Origin of the sequence: Cycloclasticus sp. P1 (genome assembly GCF_000299965.1) — a bacterium.
Classification (GTDB): Bacteria; Pseudomonadota; Gammaproteobacteria; order Methylococcales; family Cycloclasticaceae; genus Cycloclasticus; species Cycloclasticus pugetii.
In genome coordinates, this window is the sequence record NC_018697.1 from 463,342 (window position 1) to 484,474 (window position 21,133).

26 protein-coding genes and 1 tRNA gene are annotated in these 21,133 nt (G+C 43.1%); 15 read left to right on the top strand and 12 right to left on the bottom strand.

Annotated elements, in window-relative coordinates; all coding sequences use genetic code 11:
* Positions 1–8 precede the first annotated feature (8 nt).
* The 3 genes from Q91_RS02280 to Q91_RS02290 all read right to left on the bottom strand — a co-directional run bounded on the left by Q91_RS02280 (position 9) and on the right by Q91_RS02290 (position 1,683).
* Positions 9–84, bottom strand: a tRNA-Thr gene (locus Q91_RS02280).
* Positions 85–132: 48 nt separating this feature from the next.
* Complete coding sequence (locus Q91_RS02285; protein WP_015005265.1) at positions 133–546, bottom strand: Fur family transcriptional regulator; 414 nt, start codon at positions 544–546, stop codon at positions 133–135.
* A 54-nt stretch (positions 547–600) separates the two neighbouring features.
* Entirely contained in the window at positions 601–1,683 is a 1,083-nt protein-coding gene (locus Q91_RS02290) for an FAD-binding oxidoreductase (protein ID WP_015005266.1), read from the bottom strand.
* Positions 1,684–1,774: 91 nt separating this feature from the next.
* Here Q91_RS02290 and pip point away from each other — a divergent pair, with 91 nt between their 5' ends.
* Entirely contained in the window at positions 1,775–2,722 is a 948-nt protein-coding gene (gene pip / locus Q91_RS02295; protein ID WP_020161821.1) for a prolyl aminopeptidase, read from the top strand.
* A gap of 22 nt (positions 2,723–2,744) precedes the next feature.
* On the opposite strand, the gene Q91_RS02300 is transcribed toward pip, so the two are convergent.
* The 8 genes from Q91_RS02300 to Q91_RS02330 form a co-directional block, all read right to left on the bottom strand.
* Entirely contained in the window at positions 2,745–3,854 is a 1,110-nt protein-coding gene (locus tag Q91_RS02300; RefSeq protein ID WP_015005268.1) for an S-(hydroxymethyl)glutathione dehydrogenase/class III alcohol dehydrogenase, read from the bottom strand.
* A gap of 20 nt (positions 3,855–3,874) precedes the next feature.
* Complete coding sequence (gene pqqE, locus Q91_RS02305) at positions 3,875–4,990, bottom strand: pyrroloquinoline quinone biosynthesis protein PqqE (RefSeq protein WP_026362558.1); 1,116 nt, start codon at positions 4,988–4,990, stop codon at positions 3,875–3,877.
* Positions 4,965–5,240, bottom strand: a complete 276-nt coding sequence (gene pqqD, locus Q91_RS02310; protein WP_015005270.1) for a pyrroloquinoline quinone biosynthesis peptide chaperone PqqD — start codon at positions 5,238–5,240, stop codon at positions 4,965–4,967. Before pqqD ends, pqqE begins: the two co-directional genes overlap by 26 nt.
* Complete coding sequence (gene pqqC / locus Q91_RS02315; RefSeq protein ID WP_015005271.1) at positions 5,237–5,962, bottom strand: pyrroloquinoline-quinone synthase PqqC; 726 nt, start codon at positions 5,960–5,962, stop codon at positions 5,237–5,239. The genes pqqD and pqqC overlap by 4 nt, the downstream gene beginning before the upstream one ends.
* Before the next feature lies 1 nt (position 5,963).
* The gene (pqqB, locus tag Q91_RS02320) at positions 5,964–6,872 is read right to left on the bottom strand and encodes a pyrroloquinoline quinone biosynthesis protein PqqB (RefSeq protein ID WP_015005272.1); all 909 of its coding nucleotides are present in this window, start codon (positions 6,870–6,872) and stop codon (positions 5,964–5,966) included.
* An 83-nt stretch (positions 6,873–6,955) separates the two neighbouring features.
* Entirely contained in the window at positions 6,956–7,030 is a 75-nt protein-coding gene (gene pqqA / locus Q91_RS11455) for a pyrroloquinoline quinone precursor peptide PqqA (RefSeq protein WP_016389867.1), read from the bottom strand.
* Positions 7,031–7,341: 311 nt separating this feature from the next.
* Positions 7,342–7,503, bottom strand: coding sequence for a YqaE/Pmp3 family membrane protein (locus Q91_RS11460; protein WP_015005273.1), 162 nt, complete (start codon positions 7,501–7,503; stop codon positions 7,342–7,344).
* 262 nt (positions 7,504–7,765) lie between these two features.
* Positions 7,766–8,512 (bottom strand): molybdopterin-synthase adenylyltransferase MoeB, encoded by a 747-nt coding sequence (locus tag Q91_RS02330; protein WP_041230478.1) that lies wholly within the window; start codon positions 8,510–8,512, stop codon positions 7,766–7,768.
* Positions 8,513–8,792: 280 nt separating this feature from the next.
* On the opposite strand from Q91_RS02330, the gene groES reads away from it, so the two are divergent.
* Both groES and groL read left to right on the top strand, forming a co-directional pair.
* The gene (groES, locus tag Q91_RS02335) at positions 8,793–9,080 is read left to right on the top strand and encodes a co-chaperone GroES (RefSeq protein WP_015005275.1); all 288 of its coding nucleotides are present in this window, start codon (positions 8,793–8,795) and stop codon (positions 9,078–9,080) included.
* A 32-nt stretch (positions 9,081–9,112) separates the two neighbouring features.
* Positions 9,113–10,774, top strand: coding sequence for a chaperonin GroEL (gene groL / locus Q91_RS02340; protein WP_015005276.1), 1,662 nt, complete (start codon positions 9,113–9,115; stop codon positions 10,772–10,774).
* A gap of 216 nt (positions 10,775–10,990) precedes the next feature.
* Here the strand turns inward: groL and Q91_RS02345 are convergent, their stop codons facing one another.
* Positions 10,991–12,052 carry an alkene reductase gene (locus tag Q91_RS02345; RefSeq protein ID WP_015005277.1) on the bottom strand — a complete coding sequence of 354 codons (1,062 nt, stop codon included), beginning with the start codon at positions 12,050–12,052 and terminating at the stop codon, positions 10,991–10,993.
* A 354-nt stretch (positions 12,053–12,406) separates the two neighbouring features.
* Between Q91_RS02345 and Q91_RS02350 the strand changes: the two genes are divergently transcribed.
* From Q91_RS02350 to queE, 12 genes are read left to right on the top strand one after another with little or no spacing between them, the layout of a single operon-like run.
* The gene (locus Q91_RS02350) at positions 12,407–13,153 is read left to right on the top strand and encodes a YebC/PmpR family DNA-binding transcriptional regulator (RefSeq protein WP_015005278.1); all 747 of its coding nucleotides are present in this window, start codon (positions 12,407–12,409) and stop codon (positions 13,151–13,153) included.
* A gap of 10 nt (positions 13,154–13,163) precedes the next feature.
* Positions 13,164–13,658, top strand: coding sequence for a crossover junction endodeoxyribonuclease RuvC (gene ruvC, locus Q91_RS02355; protein WP_015005279.1), 495 nt, complete (start codon positions 13,164–13,166; stop codon positions 13,656–13,658).
* A complete protein-coding gene (gene ruvA, locus Q91_RS02360) occupies positions 13,655–14,254 on the top strand; it encodes a Holliday junction branch migration protein RuvA (protein ID WP_015005280.1) in 600 nt (199 codons plus the stop codon). Before ruvC ends, ruvA begins: the two co-directional genes overlap by 4 nt.
* An 11-nt stretch (positions 14,255–14,265) precedes the next feature.
* Complete coding sequence (gene ruvB, locus Q91_RS02365; RefSeq protein ID WP_015005281.1) at positions 14,266–15,312, top strand: Holliday junction branch migration DNA helicase RuvB; 1,047 nt, start codon at positions 14,266–14,268, stop codon at positions 15,310–15,312.
* A gap of 24 nt (positions 15,313–15,336) precedes the next feature.
* Positions 15,337–15,747, top strand: a complete 411-nt coding sequence (gene ybgC, locus Q91_RS02370) for a tol-pal system-associated acyl-CoA thioesterase (RefSeq protein WP_015005282.1) — start codon at positions 15,337–15,339, stop codon at positions 15,745–15,747.
* On the top strand, positions 15,744–16,445 hold the full coding sequence (gene tolQ, locus Q91_RS02375) for a protein TolQ (RefSeq protein WP_015005283.1): 702 nt from the start codon (positions 15,744–15,746) through the stop codon (positions 16,443–16,445). The genes ybgC and tolQ overlap by 4 nt, the downstream gene beginning before the upstream one ends.
* Complete coding sequence (gene tolR / locus Q91_RS02380) at positions 16,435–16,854, top strand: protein TolR (protein ID WP_232228549.1); 420 nt, start codon at positions 16,435–16,437, stop codon at positions 16,852–16,854. The genes tolQ and tolR overlap by 11 nt, the downstream gene beginning before the upstream one ends.
* Positions 16,855–16,865: 11 nt before the next feature.
* Positions 16,866–17,792, top strand: coding sequence for a cell envelope integrity protein TolA (tolA, locus tag Q91_RS02385; RefSeq protein WP_238538353.1), 927 nt, complete (start codon positions 16,866–16,868; stop codon positions 17,790–17,792).
* Positions 17,793–17,798: 6 nt separating this feature from the next.
* A complete protein-coding gene (gene tolB, locus Q91_RS02390; RefSeq protein WP_015005286.1) occupies positions 17,799–19,097 on the top strand; it encodes a Tol-Pal system beta propeller repeat protein TolB in 1,299 nt (432 codons plus the stop codon).
* Between the two features lie 16 nt (positions 19,098–19,113).
* Positions 19,114–19,647, top strand: coding sequence for an OmpA family protein (locus tag Q91_RS02395; protein WP_016389856.1), 534 nt, complete (start codon positions 19,114–19,116; stop codon positions 19,645–19,647).
* Positions 19,644–20,438, top strand: a complete 795-nt coding sequence (gene ybgF / locus Q91_RS02400) for a tol-pal system protein YbgF (protein ID WP_015005288.1) — start codon at positions 19,644–19,646, stop codon at positions 20,436–20,438. The genes Q91_RS02395 and ybgF overlap by 4 nt, the downstream gene beginning before the upstream one ends.
* Positions 20,439–20,468: 30 nt before the next feature.
* Entirely contained in the window at positions 20,469–21,116 is a 648-nt protein-coding gene (queE, locus tag Q91_RS02405; protein WP_015005289.1) for a 7-carboxy-7-deazaguanine synthase QueE, read from the top strand.
* Positions 21,117–21,133: the final 17 nt, after the last annotated feature.

Below are 21,133 nucleotides of genomic sequence, written 5' to 3' on the forward strand. Positions count from 1 at the left end.
CATTAAAATGGAGCCAATGAGCGGATTCGAACCGCTGACCTACTCATTACGAATGAGCCGCTCTACCACCTGAGCTACATCGGCTTTATGGGCGAGAAAGTATAGGGAATTGTTGAAGGTGAGACAAGACGTTTACTGGTTGTTAACTTTAATAATAACTTCAACAGAGTGAAAATCAGTACCTTTGGGTAATGCGGGAAGGTTTTGAATGGTGATCTCGCCATCGTTAACATCAGTGAGTGTGTTGGTGTCTGTATTGTAGAAATGGTGATGGTGTTTGGTATTAGTATCGTAGAAGACTTTGTTAGGGTCAATAATCACCTCACGTAATAAGCCTTTATTAGCAAACAAGCCGAGGGTGTTGTAAACGGTTGCTTTTGAAACGGGTTGTTGCCCTTGATTAATGGTTGATAAAATTTGGTCGGCGCTTACGTGCTGTTGTTTCTTAAACAGAAAATTAGCGATTTTAATGCGTTGTTGAGTGGGCGTAATGCCATGCGCATTAAGTAAGTATTTAACGTGTTGTTCGCCTGTTTTTTCAGCCATTATCATCACCTTGATCTCTTGGTCTCAGTATAGCACAAGGTTTTTAGTGGGTAGTTAACGCTGTAATTGGTAGGGTGTTGGGTCTATTTTACAGCGTCTATTTAACAAAATATCGCTCATTAATTCGGCACTTGCCGGTGCTGTAACAATACCATTTCGATAATGCCCAGCATTGAGACTTAGGTTGCTGAGAGGGGCGACTCTGCAAATATAAGGGATGCTGTTGGGTGAAGCAGGTCGAAGCCCAGCCCAGTGTGCATCAGGTTCAATGCTTGCTAAGGCGGGGTATAACTGTTGGGCAAAATGCTTAAGTTCGTCGAAAGCGGCCTGTGTGGTACTGGCATCGAATTGAGTGTATTCGCGTGTGCTGCCAACGACAATTCGCTTATCTTTCCTAGGAATAATATAACGGTTGCCATCCATGACCATGCATAGGTTGGTGATATCTGTTGGTGGGAAACAGATCATTTGACCTTTAACAGGCTTGATATCTGGTTGCGGGCAAAGCTTGGGTACTAATTGTGTACTCCAAGCGCCTCCACAAAGGATGTATTCATTAGCGCTAAGAGTAGTTTTTCCAATCTCGGCACCTGTAACGGCATAATCAGTATGCTGTAATTTTGTTACTTCTTGGTCGTTATAAAATGAGACACCGTTAAGCGTTAAATACTGGGTTAACGCAGCTGACAGTTTGTGGGGCCGGATGGTGGCAACGTCTGGCCGGTAAATGGCAGATTCTGTAAAGGGCGCTAAGTGCTCGAATTGGCTGTTGAGCTCTTCGACAGATAACACTTCAACGGGTGAATTATTTTGTTCGCACCATTGGATAGCCTGAGGCAGTTCATTATCCTCAAGTACTAACATGCCAGATAATAACCATTCTGGATCTATTCCTGTTTGATCACGAAGCTCGATGGAAAGTTGCTGATAGACCGATTGGCTAAGTGAGCTGATTGCATTAACAGGTTCGGAATATAACCAAGGCCGCATCGGGGATAAAATGCCACCGGCTGCCCAAGTAGCTTGTTGGCCGCGACTGTTTTTATCAACCACCGCAACCTTTGCCCCCGCTTGCTGTAGTTCCTTAGCTGTTAATAAACCAAGTAGGCCGCCGCCAATAATAAGAAAATCGAACATAATGAAGTGGGGTTTTAAAAAGCCGTAGTATAGCGTAGTCTAACTTGATATTTGCTGAGCCTGATCAGCTTTTAAGTGATGAAAACGAAGGATGTTAATATTGAAAACGTTGTACCCTGAGATTGAACCCTTTGCCCATGAATGGCTTGATATGGGGGATGGGCATGAAGTGTATCTTGAGCAAGTAGGTAACCCTAAAGGGGTGCCGGTTATTTTTTTGCACGGTGGGCCAGGTTCAAGTTGTAAGGCGCATCATCGCTGCTTTTTTAACCCTAATAAATACCATATTATTTTGATGGATCAGCGCGGTGCTGGCCGTTCGAGACCCTTGGGGCGGTTGAAAAACAATACAACGAATCATTTATTACAAGATATGGAGTTGATTCGTAAAAAACTGGCCATTGAAAAATGGTTGCTGTTTGGTGGCTCTTGGGGCGCAACATTAAGCTTGTTGTATGCCCAACAATATGCAAATAATGTATTGGGGTTGGTTTTACGAGGTACATTTTTAGCACGTTCTAAAGATGCAGATTGGTTTCTTAAAGAGGGTGTAAACAGGTTATACCCTGAAGCGTGGCAGCGTTTTACGGGCCATATTTCAAGCAATGAACGTAAAGATGTGTTGAAGGCATATTATCATCGTTTAAGTATTGATGATGAGCAGGTCCTTCAAGAAACAACCCGTGAGTGGGATGCATGGGGTGGTGCGGTGGTGTTAGGTGATGATTTTAAGGCAGAAGCGTTGGATGGAGCGGTGCCTGAAAAAGCCATCGCGCAAGCACGTATCGAAACGCACTACGCGATGAATAACTACTATATTCGAGAAAATCAAATTTTGGATAATGCTATTCGCATACAAGAGATACCCTGCACTATTATCCACGGCCAAAAAGATTTTATGTGTCCGATTGAGTCGTCATTTTCGTTGGCGCAAGCACTTCCTCTTGCACAGTTTATCCGTCTGCCAAATTCAACGCATTTAGCGCATGGTGATGAAATGATTGATGCGTTGGTGTCGGCGACTGATCAATTTGTATGATCCTGTCAGACAAAACTGCGTATTAATAGATAATCACCGAGCGAATACTTTTTCCTTGGTGCATTAAATCAAAGGCACGGTTAATGTCGTTTAAGGGCATGGTATAGGTGACCATTTCATCTATTTTAATTTCCCCGCGAAGGTATTTTTCAACATAATCGGGTAGTTCGCTGCGACCTTTAACGCCTCCAAAAGCCGTACCGCGCCAAACCCTGCCTGTGACCAGCTGGAATGGGCGAGTGGATATTTCTTGTCCTGCACCCGCTACGCCAACAATAACAGACTCACCCCAGCCTTTATGGCAACACTCTAGCGCAGAGCGCATGGTGTTAACATTGCCGATACATTCAAATGAGTAATCAACACCGCCATCGGTCATGTCGACAAGAACATCTTGAATAGGCTGATCAAAATGCTTCGGGTTAATACAATCTGTTGCACCGAGTTGTTTGGCAAATTCGAACTTATCTTCATTGATATCAATAGCGATAATCCGTTCAGCATTCGCAATAACAGCACCTTGAATAGCACTTAGACCAATACCACCTAAGCCAAAAATAGCGACAGTACTACCCGGTTCTACTTTGGCGGTGTTGAGCACAGCGCCGATACCCGTAGTGACACCGCAACCTAATAAACAAACCTTGTCTAACGGCGCTGCTTTGTTTATTTTAGCGAGTGATATTTCTGGTAAAACCGTGTATTCGGCAAAAGAGGAGGTGCCCATGTAATGGTATATTGCTTGTCCATTTTTGGAAAAGCGAGAGGTGCCATCAGGCATTAATCCTTTGCCCTGAGTGACTCGAATGGCTTGGCACAAATTGGTTTTGCCCGATAAGCAAAATTTGCATTGCCCACATTCTGGTGTGTACAACGGAATAACGTGGTCACCTACTTGTACTGAGGTGACGCCTGGGCCAATTTCTTCAACGATGGCACCAGCCTCATGGCCTAATACGGCAGGGAAAATGCCCTCAGGGTCATCGCCGGATAAGGTAAACGCATCGGTATGACAAACACCCGCGGCGACGTTTCGAATTAACACTTCTCCATGTTTTGGTCCGTCTAAGTTAATGTCTTCTATGGATAATGGTTGACCTGCTTTCCAGGCAACAGCAGCGGTTACTTTCATGGGTGTTCCTTGGGTTGGGGTTAGTGATTAAATTGTTTAGAGTTTTTGCTGTTTCTAAATAATAGTGGCTGCTCAGTTAGTTGAGTAGCTTGTTTAATAGCATCGGTTACTAGGTAGTGTTGTGTTGATAAGTCACAAACAGGGTCTGCGTTTGTTGCATCACCGGTTAATAAAAAGGCTTGGCAATGACAGCCGCCAAAGTCTTTATCTTTTTCAGAACAACTTCTACACGGTTCTTTCATCCAGTCATCGCCACGAAAGTAGTTGAAGGCTACAGAGTGATTCCAAATGTCACTTATTGAGAAGTCTTTAACATTTGGGCAATCAAAGTTAGGCAGTTGACGAGCAGAATGACAAGGTAATGCCGCACCATCTGGCGCAATGGTTAAAAAGGTGGTTCCCCAGCCGTTCATGCAAGCTTTTGGGCGGTTTTCGTAGTAATCAGGTATGACGTAATAAATTTTCATCTTGCCTTGTTGAGAGCGTTGGTATTCGTTAGCAATTTTTTCAGCGTCTTGAAGTTGTTCTTGCGTTGGCATTAGTTGATCGCGGTTGTGATGCGCCCAACCATAATACTGTGTGTTTGCTAGTTCTACAAAGTCGGCGCCTAAGTCAATCGCCATCTCTAGAATATCCCTCATTTGATGAATGTTTTCGCGGTGTAATACAACGCATAACACCATTGGGTAACCATGTTTCTTAACTAATTTAGCCACGGATTTTTTATCGTCGAAGCTTTCTGTGCCAGCAATAAAGTCATTTAATTCTTTTGAGCTGGCTTGAATGCTGATTTGAATGTGGTCTAAACCAGCGTCTTTTAACTCGATAATTTTAGCCTCATCCATCTTGTAGCCGGAGGTGATGAGGTTGGTGTAATAACCGAGTTGGTGTGAATAGTTAACGAGTTCTGCTAGGTCTTTCCTAACCAGCGGCTCGCCGCCTGAAAAGCCCAGCTGTACGGCACCCATTTCGCGAGACTGCTTCAGCACACGTTTCCATTCATTGGTCGATAATTCAGCTGAGAAATTTTTGTAGTCCAAGGGGTTAGAACAGTATGGACACTGTAATGGGCAAGCGTAAGTTAGCTCTGCAAGCAACCAGCGAGGTGGGCTAGGTGTTTTGGGTAATCCAGCCATTATTGAGCGCGGTAGTTAAGAAATGGGTAATATCGTTTTTAATACCCGTTGTTGAAAATTTTACTTCAAGTACTGAAACAATATCGTCAAGTGTGTGCTGGCCATCGCAGAGGCTTAAAATTTCAGCAGAGCTTTGGTTTAACTCAATAAGCCCTTCAGGGTAGAGCAACACAAACATATTTTGTGCTTCTTCCCATTGCAAGCGGTAGCTTGTTAACAACTGAAAGGGCTCAGTGAGTTGCAGGCTCATGATTCAACAGTAAAGTAAGGTGGCATTTCATGAACATAAGCCATGTGCATTGCATCAGCCATGGTCCATAGAATATCCAGTTTGAATTTTAAAATACGAATCATTTTTTCTTGTTGTTCACGGGTTTTATACCAGCTTAGGGTGATGCGTAGGCCATGCTCAACATCACGGCGGGCTTCGCTTAAACGTTTTTGAAAGTAGCTCAGCCCTTTTGGGTCAATCCAAGGGTAATGCGCTGGCCAATTATCTAACCGTTGTTGGTGAATTTTTGGTGCAAATAATTCTGTTAATGAAGAGCTAGCAGCTTCGTGCCAATCGGCTCTACGTGCAAAATTAACATAGGCATCAACAGCAAAGCGAACGCCCGGTAAAACATGTTCTTCAGACAAGACTTCTTCACGTGTTAAACCTACTGCTTCCGCCAATTGCAACCAGGCTTCAATGCCACCAACTTCACCAGGCGCGCCATCGTGATCAATAATTCGTTGAATCCACTGCGCGCGGGTATCACGGTCTGGGCAGTTTGCCATAATCGCCGCATCCTTTAGGGGAATGTTAACTTGGTAATAGAATCGGTTAGCTACCCAGCCACGAATTTGCTCTTTAGATAACGCACCTTCGTGCATCATCACATGGTAAGGGTGGTTGATATGGTAAAAACGTTCCATATCGCGAATGCGTGTTTCAAATTCTTGCAGTGACCAAGGTGCTTTTTCTGTCATATTATAGTTCGATATTCATAGTGTCATACGACACCTCAATGCCGTGTTGGGTCAGTATATCGCGTTCCTCAGACTCTTCATTCAAAATAGGGTTAGTGTTGTTGATATGAATTAAAATTTTGCGTGGCTTTTCAAGGGTATCTAGAAACTCAATCATGCCACCTTTGCCAGATTGCGGTAAGTGCCCAATTTTTCTAGCCAATAAAGGTCTACCAACGGAAGCAAGTTCATCATCTGACCAGAAAGTACCATCAACCAATACACAATCAGCGTCCTTCATTGCTTGTTCAACGTGCGCTTCTATTTCACCTAATCCAGGTGCATAGAAGGTTGTTTTGCCGGTGGAGATTTGCCGAATAATCATACCGATATTATCTCCCTCGTGTGGGTCATTACGATGGGGTGAATAAGGCGGCGCTTTGCTTTTTAACGGCAAGGCGGTGAACTCTAAATCTTGAATATTGGGAATTGTAAACGCATCACCATTCAATGGAATGGTGTGGTCTTCAACACCACAAAAGTGTTCCAAAATGTTAAAAATTGGAAAACCGGTTGTTAGGTCTTGCCTTACCATCTCGGTACAATAAATGGTTAATGGGTCGCCTTCGCGTAAAATCAATAACCCTGTAGCGTGATCAATTTGAGAATCAAACATCACAATGGCTTCAATACCGGTGCCACGTACTTTATTTTTTGGGTGTATTTCAGGAAAGCTCTCTAATTGAGCGCGAACGTCAGGCGACGCGTTAAATAAAGCCCAATGTTCACCGTCAGATGAAACGGCAATGGAGGATTGGTTTCGTGCAGTGGCTTTAATCGTTCCTGCACGTACAGCTTTGCAATTAGGGCAGCTACAATTCCATTGTGGAAAGCCGCCGCCAGCACCTGAACCTAAAACACGAATTTGCATATTAAATAATGGACCTTAATGAGTGCTGATAAATAAAAAAGGGGCTCCTATTGGAACCCCTTGTGTATCTGTAAATTTGTTATTTATCGGTTGTAAATGTACATCGTTACTTCAAAACCGAAACGTAAGTCTTTGTATGTTGGCGTTTCCCACTTCATGTTGGATCTCCTGCGGTTATATTTTTTTAATATTTATTATAATTAATGGTGCGCTGAATGAATCTAAGTATAAGTTTTCTGCGGCTGAATGCAAGTGCTTGTATTTCCTTGCTGTAAAGCATTACCGCGCTTGTGTTTATCACTTAAAACGCTTGCCAGCTGCTCAAGCGTTATGAGGTAGCTGGGCACTACGCTGATTGCTCACTAGAATCGGCGAGTAAAGATGCTTTTATCGCGCTAGCTCATGATTTAGGACAGGGGCATAGAGCCGCGCCTTACTTTTTTGCTAGTTGTTAGACGCGGGTATTAGCCTATTTTGTTACAAGCCATAAAGCATGAGCAACACCAGGAATATAAAACACTAAACACAGCAGGATATTGATAATAAGGTCTTTGCCGGCACCCTTTTTAAGGAATACAGCGATGGGGGGAAGGAATATAGCCAAAATTATTTGTACGATTTTGTTATCCATTTTATAACCTCAATTTAAAAATTTAGTTAACTTAACGGCCCCAATCTTATTTGTTTTACGTGTCTAACAACCATTGTCGCTCAGTGGACAATCGTTAGTCGTATTAAGCCGCTTTATCCATATAGTATGTGTACGGTTTAAATAATAAAGCAATTTGAGTCGATGTGATAGGCGTGCCGTTGTTTTATGCGTCTTAGGCTATAAAAGGGCTAATGAAATGTCATTGGTTATGTTAATGTTTTTAATAAGCAATAGATTAGCTTTAAGAATTTGAGCAGGTAGGGCAATTTGGATTGCGAGGTAGTTGCATGCTCTGCCACTGCATTGATAGCGCATCAAGCAATAAAACGCGGCCTTGTAAGGATTGGCCGGCACCTGTGAGTACTTTAATGGTTTCAAGCGCTTGTGTACTACCTATGATGCCAGTAATGGGTGCGATGACGCCATTTTCTGAACAGTTTTGAGCAACCGATCCGTCACGTGGGTAGAGGCAGTTATAGCATGGGCAGGTTGCATCGCGTGTATCAAAGACGGAAACTTGCCCCTCAAACCGAATTGCCGCGCCAGAGACTAAAGGCGTTTTAGTGGCAACACAGGCATCGTTAATGGCAAAGCGGGTTTCAAAATTGTCACAGCAATCGACAACAATATCAGCGAGTTTAACTTGTGCTAATAACTCATCGCCTTCTAACTTTTTATTGATGGCGGTGATTTCAATCATGGGATTGATTTGGTGAAAGGACTGTTTTGCTGACTCAACCTTTGGTTGACCAATGTGCTTAGTAGTGTGGGCGATTTGGCGTTGTAAATTAGATAGGTCTACTTCGTCAAAGTCACTAATGACCATGTGACCGATGCCAGCGGCAGCAAGGTAAAGCCCAACTGGGCTACCGAGACCGCCCATGCCGATGATAAGGACTCGTGCATCCAATAAAGCTTGTTGCCCTTCAATATCAATTGAAGGCAGCATGATTTGTCGGCTGTATCTAAGAAGTTGTTCGTCATTCATGGTCAGTTGTGTAGGTTATTGTTGCCAATAATTATGGTAACTGAGTTTTATGATTATTAAGCATAAGTTTCGTAGAAGATAAGCAAAAGACGCTTATTTGTTGGTTCAGCAGGTAGGCTGAGGCGACAGTAGTTAAGCATTTTTATGCTGCAGTCTTCAAACTTTTAAAAAAGCCATAAAATTTTTCATATTATGGGGTTGATTTAGTTGAACATCACCCCATATCTATGGGGCTAGCCATAATGGCTATATCAATATTAAACAATAGGAGATTCAATAAATGAACTTACGTCCATTAGGTGATCGCGTCATTATTAAACGCGTTGAAGAAGAAGCGGTTAGTGCAGGCGGTATCGTGCTTCCAGATTCGGCAAAAGAAAAACCAAGTCAAGGCAACATTGTTGCTGTGGGTAATGGTGCTATCAATAGTAAAGGTGATGTTCAGCCGATGTCTGTAAAGGTTGGCGATAACGTGATGTTTGGCAAATATTCCGGTACTGAAGTTGAAGTAGGCGGTGAAGAATTATTGGTGATGAGCGAAGGCGACATCATTGCAGTTGTTGAATAATTTAAAGTTTATTTAGAGAAAGGAAAAGAAACATGGCAAAGCAAGTTAAATTTGGTGATGATGCACGCAGCCTAATGGTTGAAGGTGTAAACACACTAGCAAAAGCAGTTAAAGTAACATTAGGACCTAAAGGCCGTAATGTTGTGTTAGACAAAGGCTTCGGCGGCCCAACTATCACTAAAGATGGTGTGTCAGTTGCAAAAGAAATCGAATTAAAAGACAAGTTCCAAAACATGGGCGCGCAAATGGTAAAAGATGTTGCCGCTAAAACATCTGATGTTGCCGGTGATGGAACAACAACTGCAACAGTGTTGGCTCAAGCTATTCTTACTGAAGGCTTGAAATCTGTCGCAGCGGGTATGAACCCAATGGATTTAAAGCGTGGTATTGATAAGGCGGTTGTTGCTGCAGTTAATGCAATTAAAGACTTATCAGTGCCTTGTGCTGATACCAAAGCAATTGCTCAAGTAGGCACAATTTCTGCTAACTCTGATGAGTCCGTCGGTAAAATCATTGCTGAAGCAATGGACAAAGTGGGTAAAGAAGGCGTTATTACTGTCGAAGAAGGATCTGGTTTAGAAAACGAATTAGACGTCGTTGAAGGTATGGAATTTGATCGTGGTTACTTGTCACCTTACTTCATCAACAATCAAGAAAGCATGAGTGTTGATATGGAAGACCCTTTCATTTTATTACACGATAAAAAAATCTCAAATATCCGTGATTTGCTTCCAACTCTAGAGGCCGTTGCAAAAGCAGGTCGTCCATTATTAATTATCGCAGAAGACATTGAAGGCGAAGCATTGGCAACCTTAGTTGTTAATAATATGCGCGGTATCGTAAAAGTAGCGGCTGTTAAAGCACCTGGCTTTGGCGATCGTCGTAAAGCAATGTTAGAAGACATTGCGATTTTAACAGGCGGTACTGTTATTGCTGAAGAAGTTGGTTTAACACTTGAAAAAGCAACGTTAGAAGACTTGGGTTCTGCAAAACGTGTAACGATTACTAAAGACAGTACAGTTGTTGTTGACGGTGCAGGTCAAGCGGCAGACATTGAAGCACGTGTAGCACAAATTCGCTCACAAGCTGAAGAAGCAAGTTCTGATTATGACAAAGAAAAACTTCAAGAGCGTATGGCTAAACTAGCTGGTGGTGTTGCTGTTATTAAAGTAGGCGCAACAACAGAAGTTGAAATGAAAGAGAAAAAAGCGCGTGTAGAAGACGCATTACATTCAACACGTGCTGCGGTTGAAGAAGGTGTTGTACCGGGTGGTGGTACTGCATTAATTCGTGTTTTAGAGGCTGCAAGCAAAGCTGAAGGTCTGAACCATGATCAAGATATCGGTATTAAAATTGCGTTACGCGCAATGGAAGCACCATTACGTCAAATTGTAACCAATGCTGGTGAAGAAGCATCCGTTGTACTTCAAGCGGTTAAGCAAGGCACTGGAAACGAAGGATACAATGCGGCCACTGGTGAATATGGCGATATGATTGAAATGGGTATTCTTGACCCTGCAAAAGTAACGAGAACAGCGCTTCAAAATGCTGCGTCTATTGCGGGCTTGATGATTACGACAGAAGCTATGATTACCGATGAGCCTGAAGAAGCCGGTGCTGGCGCAGGTGCAATGCCAGATATGGGCGGCATGGGCGGCATGGGCGGCATGGGTGGAATGGGCGGCATGATGTAAATCATCCGCATATTTCGCTAATACTGGTTCGTAGCGTTTTTAAAAGCCTGAAAGTGGTTCACTTTCAGGCTTTTTTTATGCTTAAGCGGTTAAAAAAGTGCTGTGAGTAGACGTAGAAGCCTTTAGAGCCTAGGTCTAAAGCTTTTTAAAATTGTCTGGCTCTTCCTGCTTTAATTTTTTCTTGATTCTTCAGTTTACCGAAAACAAGCCTGTGTTTTAGCTTACCTGTGAAACCAACGGATAATCGGTATAACCTTTGCTGCTTGAGGCATAAAAGGTTGTTGGGTCAGGTGTGTTGAGAGGTGCATTGTCTCGAAACCTTTCTACCAGATCTGGGTTCGCAATATAGAGTTGGCCAAAGGCGACTGCATCTGCTTGATTTGAGTTTAATACAGCACTGGCGCTTTCTTTTGTGAACCCTTGGTTGGCAATGTAAACGCCGCCAAAAGCTTTTTTTAATGTAGGGCCGAACCAATCATCACTGTAGGCCTCGCGCGAGCAGATAAAGGCAATTTTTCGTTTACCCAGCTCTTTTGCAACATAGCTAAAGGTGCCTAGTAAGTTGGAATCGCCCATGTCGTGTGCATCCCCTTTTGGAGCCAAGTGCATCCCCACTTTGTCTGCACCCCAGACGGAAATAACAGCATCGGTCACGTCCAACATAAATCGAGCACGATTTTCTATACTGCCACCGTATATATCTGTTCTATGGTTGGTGCTGTCCTGAAGAAACTGGTCCAGTAGGTAACCATTCGCACCATGAATTTCTACGCCATCAAAGCCTGCCTTTTTAGCGTTTTCAGCCCCAGTGCGAAACTGCTCTACGATGTCTTGGATCTCATTTAGTTCCAACGCATGTGGTGTGACAAAAGGTTTTTCTGGGCGAATTAAACTAACGTGGCCTTTGGGTTGAATGGCGCTAGGGGCCAGCGGTAATTGACCATCGAGGAACATCGGGTCAGAGATTCGCCCAACATGCCATAATTGCATAATGATTCTTCCACCTGCTGAATGTACCGAGTCGGTAACTTTTTTCCAAGCTTCAACCTGTTCATCGGACCAAATGCCGGGTGTGTCTGCGTAGCCAACGCCCATGGGTGAGACGGCTGTCGCTTCGCTGATAATTAAACCAGCTGAGCTGCGTTGTACATAATACTCAATCATCAATTCGTTAGGAATACGGCTGCTTCCTGAACGTGAGCGGGTAAGGGGGGACATGATAATACGGTTTGGTAGCTCAAGCGCACCAACCTTTATGGGGTCAAATAAATCAGCCATCTGTTTCTCCTGATAAGGTGAGTAATCGGTTTTAAAAGATTTTAGCATAGTTCAAAGCGATTAAATAAAACTTACAGCACGCTTTGCTAGATTGTTTGTTAGCATTAATGCTGTTTTTGAGGGCTACCAAGGTTGATTTAACAGTCGGTTATTTAAATCGACAAGGCGTTATTTTCAATGAAAAAATGAGGAGCGGCAATTTCTTGTAGAAAGCAGTTCTCAAAGATATCAGGCTTTCGTTGATTCAGGCCATACTGCTTTATAGGTCAAGCTAATAGAGAGTGGTTTCGCTTAAGCAAAACCCAAGGGAGTGATACACTTCGCTTGTTGAATATTACTTGGAGAGGTAGATGTATGGCGGGTCATAGTAAGTGGGCGAATATTCGTTTTCGTAAAGGCGCACAAGATGCGAAACGAGGCAAATTATTTACTAAGCTTATTCGTGAAATCACCGTTGCAACCAAAGCAGCAGGCCCTGACCCAGATAATAACCCTCGATTAAGAGCCGCTGTAGACAAAGGCCTATCTAATAATATGAAGCGGGACACTATCGAGACGGCGATTAAAAAAGGCAGTGGTACAACTGATTCAGAGAATTTCGATGAGATCCGTTATGAAGGGTATGGTCCTGCAGGAATAGCGATTATCGTCGATTGTTTAACCGATAATAAGAATAGAACGGTTGCTGAAGTGCGTCACGCCTTTAGTAAAGCAGGTGGTAACTTAGGGACCAGTGGATCGGTTGATTACATGTTTCAAAAACTTGGCGCGATTAGCTTGTCGAGTCAGTTAGATGAAGATCGTTTGATGGATGCCGCTATAGAGGCGGGTGCGGATGACGTTATTACACATGATGACGGATCGTTTGAGGTGTTGACGCCAGCAGAAGATTTTATGATGGTTCGTGATGCCTTGGTTGAATCGGGTTTTCCGTATGAGCATGCCGAGGTAACGTTGCGGGCAGATAATTTATCGCCGGTGAATGAAAAAGATGCCGAAAAGGTATTACGATTGTTAGATGTGTTGGAAGATTTGGACGATGTGCAAAACGTTTATTCAAATGCAGATTATCCAGATGAAATAATGAACAGCGCTGAGTAAGTATAGTTAGATGCGAATACTAGGTATTGATCCGGGCTCTAGAACCACAGGTTATGGTGTTATAGATGTGTCTGGGCGAGAAGTTAAATACGTCGATAGTGGGTGTATACGAACCGGTGGTGGTGCGCTACCTGACAGGTTAAAAAAAATATACCTTGGTGTTCGTGAAATAATGCAGCATTATCAACCCCAAGAAATGGCGGTAGAGCAAGTTTTTATGGGGCGTAATGCCGATTCGGCGTTGAAGTTAGGGCAAGCTAGAGCCTCAGCAATTTGTGCGGTATTTGATCATGATATTAAAGTGTTTGAATACGCAGCACGTCAGATCAAACAAGCACTGGTTGGTAAAGGCAGTGCCGATAAAACACAGGTTCAACACATGGTTAAAATTTTATTAAAGCTACAAGGCGACCCGCAAATGGATGCCAGTGATGCGTTAGCAGTGGCGTTGTGTCATTTCCATACGGATCAAACAAATCAAGCAACTTCGAAGGTGTTTGCATGATTGGTTTTTTACGTGGCACGGTAGACGAAAAGCAAGCGCCACATGTTGTGATAGATGTAAATGGGGTGGGTTACGATGTTGAAACACCTATGTCGAGCTTTTTTAACCTACCAGCATTAGGCGAGACAGTATCTCTCCGGACTCATCTTGTCGTTCGAGAGGATGCCCATGTATTGTATGGTTTTTTAACGGAGCAAGAACGGGCGTTATTTAGAAGCCTGATTAAAGTAAATGGAGTGGGTCCTAAAGTTGCCTTGGGTATTTTATCAGGCGTGAGCGTTAGTGATTTTTGTTTGTGGGTGAGTGATAGCAATGTAGCCGCTCTAGTGCGTTTGCCCGGCATAGGCAAAAAAACGGCGGAACGATTAGTGATTGATATGCGTGATCGTTTACCAGAGGGAACAGTTACGACCACGCCACCACCGTTGGGCGTGTTGACGCAAAAAACATCAGCTGTTGAAGAAGCGATTAGCGCTTTAGTGGCGTTAGGCTATAAACCGCAAGATGCTGAAAAGCGTGCACGAGCCGTAGCCAGTGATGATGCTAGCAGTGAACAAATTATTCGTTCTGCCTTACAATCAGCCGCAAAGAAATAAAAGTAACCGACATGATAGAAAGCGATCGACTCATTAGTTCTGACAACTTGCTGGATGATGAAGCAATAGACCGAGCTATTAGACCTAAAACCTTAACGGATTATATTGGTCAGCCGGCAATCCGTGAGCAGATGGAAATTTTCATGTCAGCTGCTAGGTCACGTTCAGAAGCGCTAGACCATGTACTGATTTTTGGCCCACCGGGCTTAGGTAAAACCACCTTGTCACACATCATCGCCAATGAAATGGGGGTGAATTTACGTCAAACATCTGGCCCCGTGTTGGAAAAGGCCGGTGATTTGGCTGCGCTACTAACTAATCTTGAAGAAGGCGATGTATTATTTATTGATGAAATTCATCGCCTAAGCCCTGTGGTAGAAGAAATCTTGTACCCAGCGATGGAAGATTATCAGCTAGATATTATGATAGGTGAAGGTCCAGCAGCGCGTTCAATTAAGCTGGATTTGCCTCAGTTTACGCTAGTGGGAGCGACTACTAGAGCTGGATTGTTAACCTCACCATTACGTGATCGGTTTGGTATTACGCAGCGTTTAGAGTTTTATAATGATGCCGATTTATCACACATTGTTCAGCGTTCAATGGATATATTGGCCTTGCGGTCAGACGCTGAGGGGGCTAGAGAAATTGCCGTAAGATCACGAGGAACACCGCGCATTGCAAACCGCCTGTTAAGACGTGTTAGGGACTATGCGGATGTCAAAGGTGATGGTGTGATTACGGCGGATATAGCAAATAAAGCGTTGTCGATGTTAGAGGTGGATAAAAGCGGATTTGATAAATTAGATCGCCGCTTATTAAATACCTTAGTGGATACGTTTGATGGTGGTCCAGTGGGTGTAGATAGTTTGGCCGCTGCATTAAGTGAAGAACGAGGCACGGTTGAAGATGTGTTAGAGCCCTACCTTATTCAAAAAGGTTATATTATGCGAACGCCTCGTGGTCGAATGGCAACACGTCATGCCTATGAACACTTGGGCTTAAAGGCACCGAATAAATTGAACATAGATGAAGACGATACAGTGTCTGAGGCAGAGTAGGGTCAGCTGATCCAATAGCAATATATGATGCACGATAATCATCAATGGCCAATACGTATTTATTACGAAGATACGGATATGCAAGGGATTGTGTATTACGCTAATTACTTGAAATACTTGGAACGAGCACGAACGGAGTTTTTGCGTAGCAATGGCGTTGAACAAGATGTATTGATAAGCGAACAAAATGTCGCATTTGCAGTAAGGGCGGTTCAAATGGATTACTTGAAGCCAGCAAAGTTTAATGATAATTTGCTGGTGCTTACACAAATAGCAACATTAAAACGTGCCTCATTAGTTTTTCAGCAAGCAATTGTGCGGGCAGACAATAACCGTGAAATAATAAACAAAGCCGTTATAAAGGTGGCTTGCCTTGATGCGCAAAGTATGAAAGTCAAAGCCATTCCACAACAAATGATTGAGCAATTAACATGACAAATGATTTATCCATCGTTCACCTGATAACACAAGCGGGGCCCATCGTAAAACTGGTGATGTTGATGTTAGTTGTGGCCTCCATTATTTCGTGGACCTTTATTTTTGCAAAATACAAAGAATTTCAATCTGCATTTAAGGTAACCAATACATTTGAAAAGCGGTTTTGGTCTGGGATTGATCTTAATGAATTATCACGCCAAATAGGTTCGGCTCACCATAGCCGATGTGGTATGGAGAGCATTTTTCATATGGGCTTTCAAGAGTATAAGCGTCTGAAAGAACAATCTGGCATGGAGCCGATGCATGTTGTTGAAGGTGCACGCCGTGCAATGCAGGCTCAGTACACACGAGAAATGGATGTGCTAGATAACCATCTACCTTTTTTAGCGACAGTCGGTTCAACAAGTCCATACGTTGGTTTGTTTGGGACGGTATGGGGCATTATGAGCTCATTTCAAGCATTAGGTAATATGAAGCAAGCAACATTGGCTTTAGTGGCACCAGGTATTTCAGAAGCACTGGTGGCGACGGCAATGGGTTTGTTTGCGGCCATTCCAGCGGTTGTTGCATATAATCGGTTTTCAAACAATGCTGACCGCTTGGCCACACGTTACGAAACATTTATGGACGATTTTACAACCGTGTTGCAACGCCAGGCACATGTCAGCATGAATGAGAAAAGCAGTGGCTCGTAGCACAAAACGTCGGCCGATGGCTGAAATTAATGTGGTGCCTTATATCGACGTTATGTTGGTATTACTGATTATTTTTATGATTACCGCGCCACTTATTCAACAAGGTGTAGAAATTGATTTGCCGCAAGCCGATGCTGAGCAGGTTGACGATGATAATATTCAACCATTAGTCGTAACAGTAGATCAGCAAGGGCAATATTATTTAGACGTAGGTGAAAAGACGGATGAGCCAATTTCAACAGACACCTTACAAATTAAAGTAGCAGCTGTCTTACGTAATAAACCTAAAACGCCGGTGATGATACGGGGTGATAAAGGCGTGCTATATGGTGAAGTGGTACGAGCAATGACTAGCTTGCAAGCTGCAGGTGTACCAAGCATTGGTCTGCTAACGGACCCAAATCAATAACAACAATAACGATGATGGATTTATTTAAAAAATATCCAGTTGCGGTCATATTGTCTGTTGTTTTTCATTTGCTGCTAGTGGCATTCTTTATGTTTAGTGCTGACATTTTTAGTGAGAAAAAAATTAATCCAAAACCAACAGTTAATGTTGTAAAAGCAACCGTTATTGATGAGTCTAAGATTAAAGCCGAGGCGGAAAAGCTTAAAAATATAGAAAACAAAAAGCGTTTACAAGAGCAGGCACGTTTAAATGAGATTAAAAAGAAAAGGTTAGCGGAAGAAAAAAGAATAGCTGATTTGAAAAAACAGCAAGAACTACAAAAACAGAAGCTCGCTAAACAAAAAGCCGACGAAGCCGCCAGACAAGCGAAGTTGAAAGAGAAAAACCTATTAGCAAAGAAAAAAGCTGAAGCCGCAGAAAAAAAGAAACAGGCGGATGAAAAAAAGAAGAGAGAGCGTCTGGCTCGTGAAAAAGCCGAAAAATTAAAAGCAGCAAAAGAGAAAGCAGCAAAAGAGAAAGCAGCAAAAGAGAAAGCAGCAAAAGAGAAAGCAGCAAAAGAGAAAGCAGCAAAAGAGAAAGCAGCAAAAGAGCAGGCTCAAAGAGAGCAAGCATTGCGCGAGTTGGCAGCTCTAGAAGAGCAGGAGATTAGAGCGCAAGAAGCCGTTGCGAGCTATACTGATTTGATTAGGCAGAAAGTAGAACGAAACTGGATTCAACCGCCTGGAGATATTACCGGCTTAGATTGCGTGGTTCGTGTTCGCTTAATTCCAGGTGGGGATGTGATTGATGCGCAGGTGATAAAATCCAGTGGTAACGCACTTTTTGATCGTTCGGTTGAGCGAGCAACAAGAAAAGCCGCGCCTTTACCATTGCCCAATGACCCTAAGATGTTCAATTTTTTTAGAACGCTTGAGTTTTACTTTAGGCCAGGAGATTAATAAAGAATGCAAAAAATGATTAAAACGGTTTTATTTTTAAGTGCTTTTGTAACTTTTTCAGCGATGAGCGAAGCCTTAAGAATTGAAATAACGCAAGGTGTTTCATCTGCCCAGCCGATTGTGATTGTGCCTTTTTCAAGTGAACAAGTCATCGGAGGTTTGCCGGTTGATATTGCTCAGATAGTTAGTGATGATTTAGCGCGCAGCGGTCGATTTAAACCCCTGCCCCGGACAGATATGTTGAATAAACCATCATCAGCAGAGCAGGTTAATTTTCGTAATTGGCAATCGCTGGGGCAAGACAATTTAGTAATTGGTAGGGTGACACCCACCGCAAATGGCATGTTGACGGTGCAGTTTCAGCTATTTGACGTATATAAAGGCGAGCAATTAACGGGGTTTAGTATTCCTGCTAACACAGCTAATTTACGTGGTGTCGCGCACCGTATCAGTGATTTGATTTACGAAAATTTAACTGGTCAACAAGGTGCCTTTAGTACACGCATGGCATATGTCACATCAATGATGGGGGCTAATGGAAAGCAGGAGTATAAAATTCAAGTCGCGGATGCCGACGGATACGGTGCAAAGACCATTGTTACTTCAACTGAACCGTTAATGTCGCCTTCTTGGTCACCAAGAGGAGATAAAATTTCTTATGTGTCGTATGAAGGACGGCGGTCCTCTATTTATACGCAAACATTACGAACCGGTCAGCGTGAAAAACTGCGCTCGTTCAAAGGGATTAATGGCGCCCCTTCTTGGTCGCCAGACGGCAGCCAATTAGCGTTAACTCTTTCGAAAGATGGCAGCGCTGATATTTATATTTATAATGTGATTACTCGCTCATTTCGTCGTTTAACCAGAAGTTATGCAATTGATACTGAGCCTGATTGGTCACCTGATGGGCGGCACATTATTTTTACCTCTGACCGAGGTGGGAAGCCGCAAATTTATCGCATATCGGCTAGTGGTGGCCAAGCCGCTCGCGTAACATTCGAGGGGTCGTATAATGCCAGAGCCAGTTATTCGCCAGATGGAAAATATATCGTCATGGTACATCGGGTTAATGGCCAGTACCGCATAGCAACGCTGGATTTAAAATCAGGTTTTACCAATATTCTTACTAATGGAAGCTTAGATGAATCACCCAGTTATGCGCCTAATGGTAGTATGATTCTATATTCAACGAATGATGGCTTGAAATCGATATTGGCTGCGGTATCATCTGACGGTAAAGTACGACAAAAACTTCGCCTGCAAGAGGGTGAAGTTAGAGAGCCAGCCTGGTCACCTTTTAAATAGTAAATTGAGGAATAAAATGAAAATGTATAAAAATGTAGTAATGGGTCTTTTGCTTTCAACAGCGTTGGCAGGATGTAGCATGTTTGGTGGCGATGATGTTGCTACGGGAACTAGCGATGGAGTTAATGGTGTATCAACTGGCGGTGCAAGTACTTCGGGCGTAAGTGATGGAAGTAGCTTTTCAGGCCATCCGCTTGATAACCCAGCAAGTCCTTTGTCAACAAAGGTTATTTATTTCGCATTCGATAGCAGTGCAGTAGAACCACAATATGAAGCTGTTTTGGCCGCTCATGGTGCTTATTTAGCCGCTAATGCAGGCGTGTCAGTGATTGTTGAAGGACATGCTGATGAGCGTGGTACACGCGAATACAATGTTGCGCTTAGTGAAAAACGTGCAAAAACAGTACAAAACTTATTGTCACTCCAAGGTGCTGGCGAAAACCAAACAGAAGCAGTAGCACTTGGAGAAGAAAAACCAGTTGCTATCGGGCATGATGAATCGGCTTGGCGTTTAAATCGTCGCGTTGAACTTATTTACCCAGCGCATTGATCAGTAAAAAAATATTAGGGCAGTTTGCTGCTCTTCTAGTTGTCAGTGGGGCTGCTTCGGCAGCCCTACCGCCAGTTGTTGATGGAAGTGGTCGCGTAATAGCATCTCCTGCACAGCAAGCATCAGCTTCAAGTATGCTGGGAATGTATAACCGATTGGAACAATTGCAACGTGAAGTTCAGCAAATGCGTGGTCAGATTGAAGAACAAAATTACCTGATCGAAACATTAAAGAAGCGTCAGCGTGATTTATATTTGGATATAGATGGTCGAATCGCACAATTAGAATCGGGTAATTCATCAGCCTCAATCACTGCATCATCGGGTTCGCTAGCACAGGCAGCAAGTAGTGGTATATCGGCTCAAAGCAGCCCTTCAGCACCTTCGCAAACGAAAGTAAGCGGTGGGCAAGATAAGGTTGCATACGACGAAGCGTTTTCAAGTTTGAAATCAGGCGATTACCAGCAATCAATTGCTGATTTTTCTCAGTTTGTTACCACGTTTCCAACCAGTGTTTATATACCCAATGCTTTGTATTGGTTGGGTGAAGCTAGCTACGTTAGCCGAAACTTTAAGCGCGCACTAGACGAGTTTACTAAAGTTGTTTCGCAATACCCAGCTCACTCAAAAGCTAAAGACGCGATGTTAAAAATAGGCTTTATTCAATATGAGAATAAACAGTGGCAGCAAGCCCGTGAAACACTAGAAAAGGTCATCGCTTCTTATCCTGATACAACGGTTTCAAGCCTTGCACAGAAAAGACTTGAACGTATGCGTCAAGAAAAGCATTAAACAACTTCTTAATTTCTAGTTTTAATCGCTATGCCCAAAGATACTCTTCGGATTACTGAAATTTTCTACTCACTTCAAGGCGAAGGGAAAACAGTAGGCCTGCCGACAACCTTTATTCGTTTAACAGGTTGTCCCTTACGGTGTGGCTATTGTGATACAGAGTATGCTTTTTATGGTGGGGAAACGCGGAGCATTGATGAGATTGTGCAACAAGTGAATGAACTGGGTGCGCACTATATTAATGTTACTGGTGGCGAACCGTTGGCTCAGAAAAGGGTACATGAGTTGATGAAAACGCTGTGCGATGCTGGTTATCATGTTTCGCTGGAAACCAGCGGTGCCTTAGATGTGTCCGGCGTTGATCCGCGGGTTATTAAAGTGTTAGATGTGAAAACACCGGCATCTGGTGAAATGGCTAAAAATCGCCATGAAAATTACGATTGTTTAACAAAACAAGATCAAGTGAAATATGTCATTTGTGATAGAGACGATTTTCAATGGTCGAAACAACACCTGCAAGAATATGCCTTAAGTGATAAATGTGAGGTACTGTTTTCACCGGTGCAGGGTGAGCTGAAAGCAAGCGACCTTGCTAACTGGGTATTAACTGATAAATTACCAGTCAGATTTCAAATTCAATTACATAAATACCTATGGGGCGATGAGCCCGGTAAGTAGACAGTTATATACGGTTC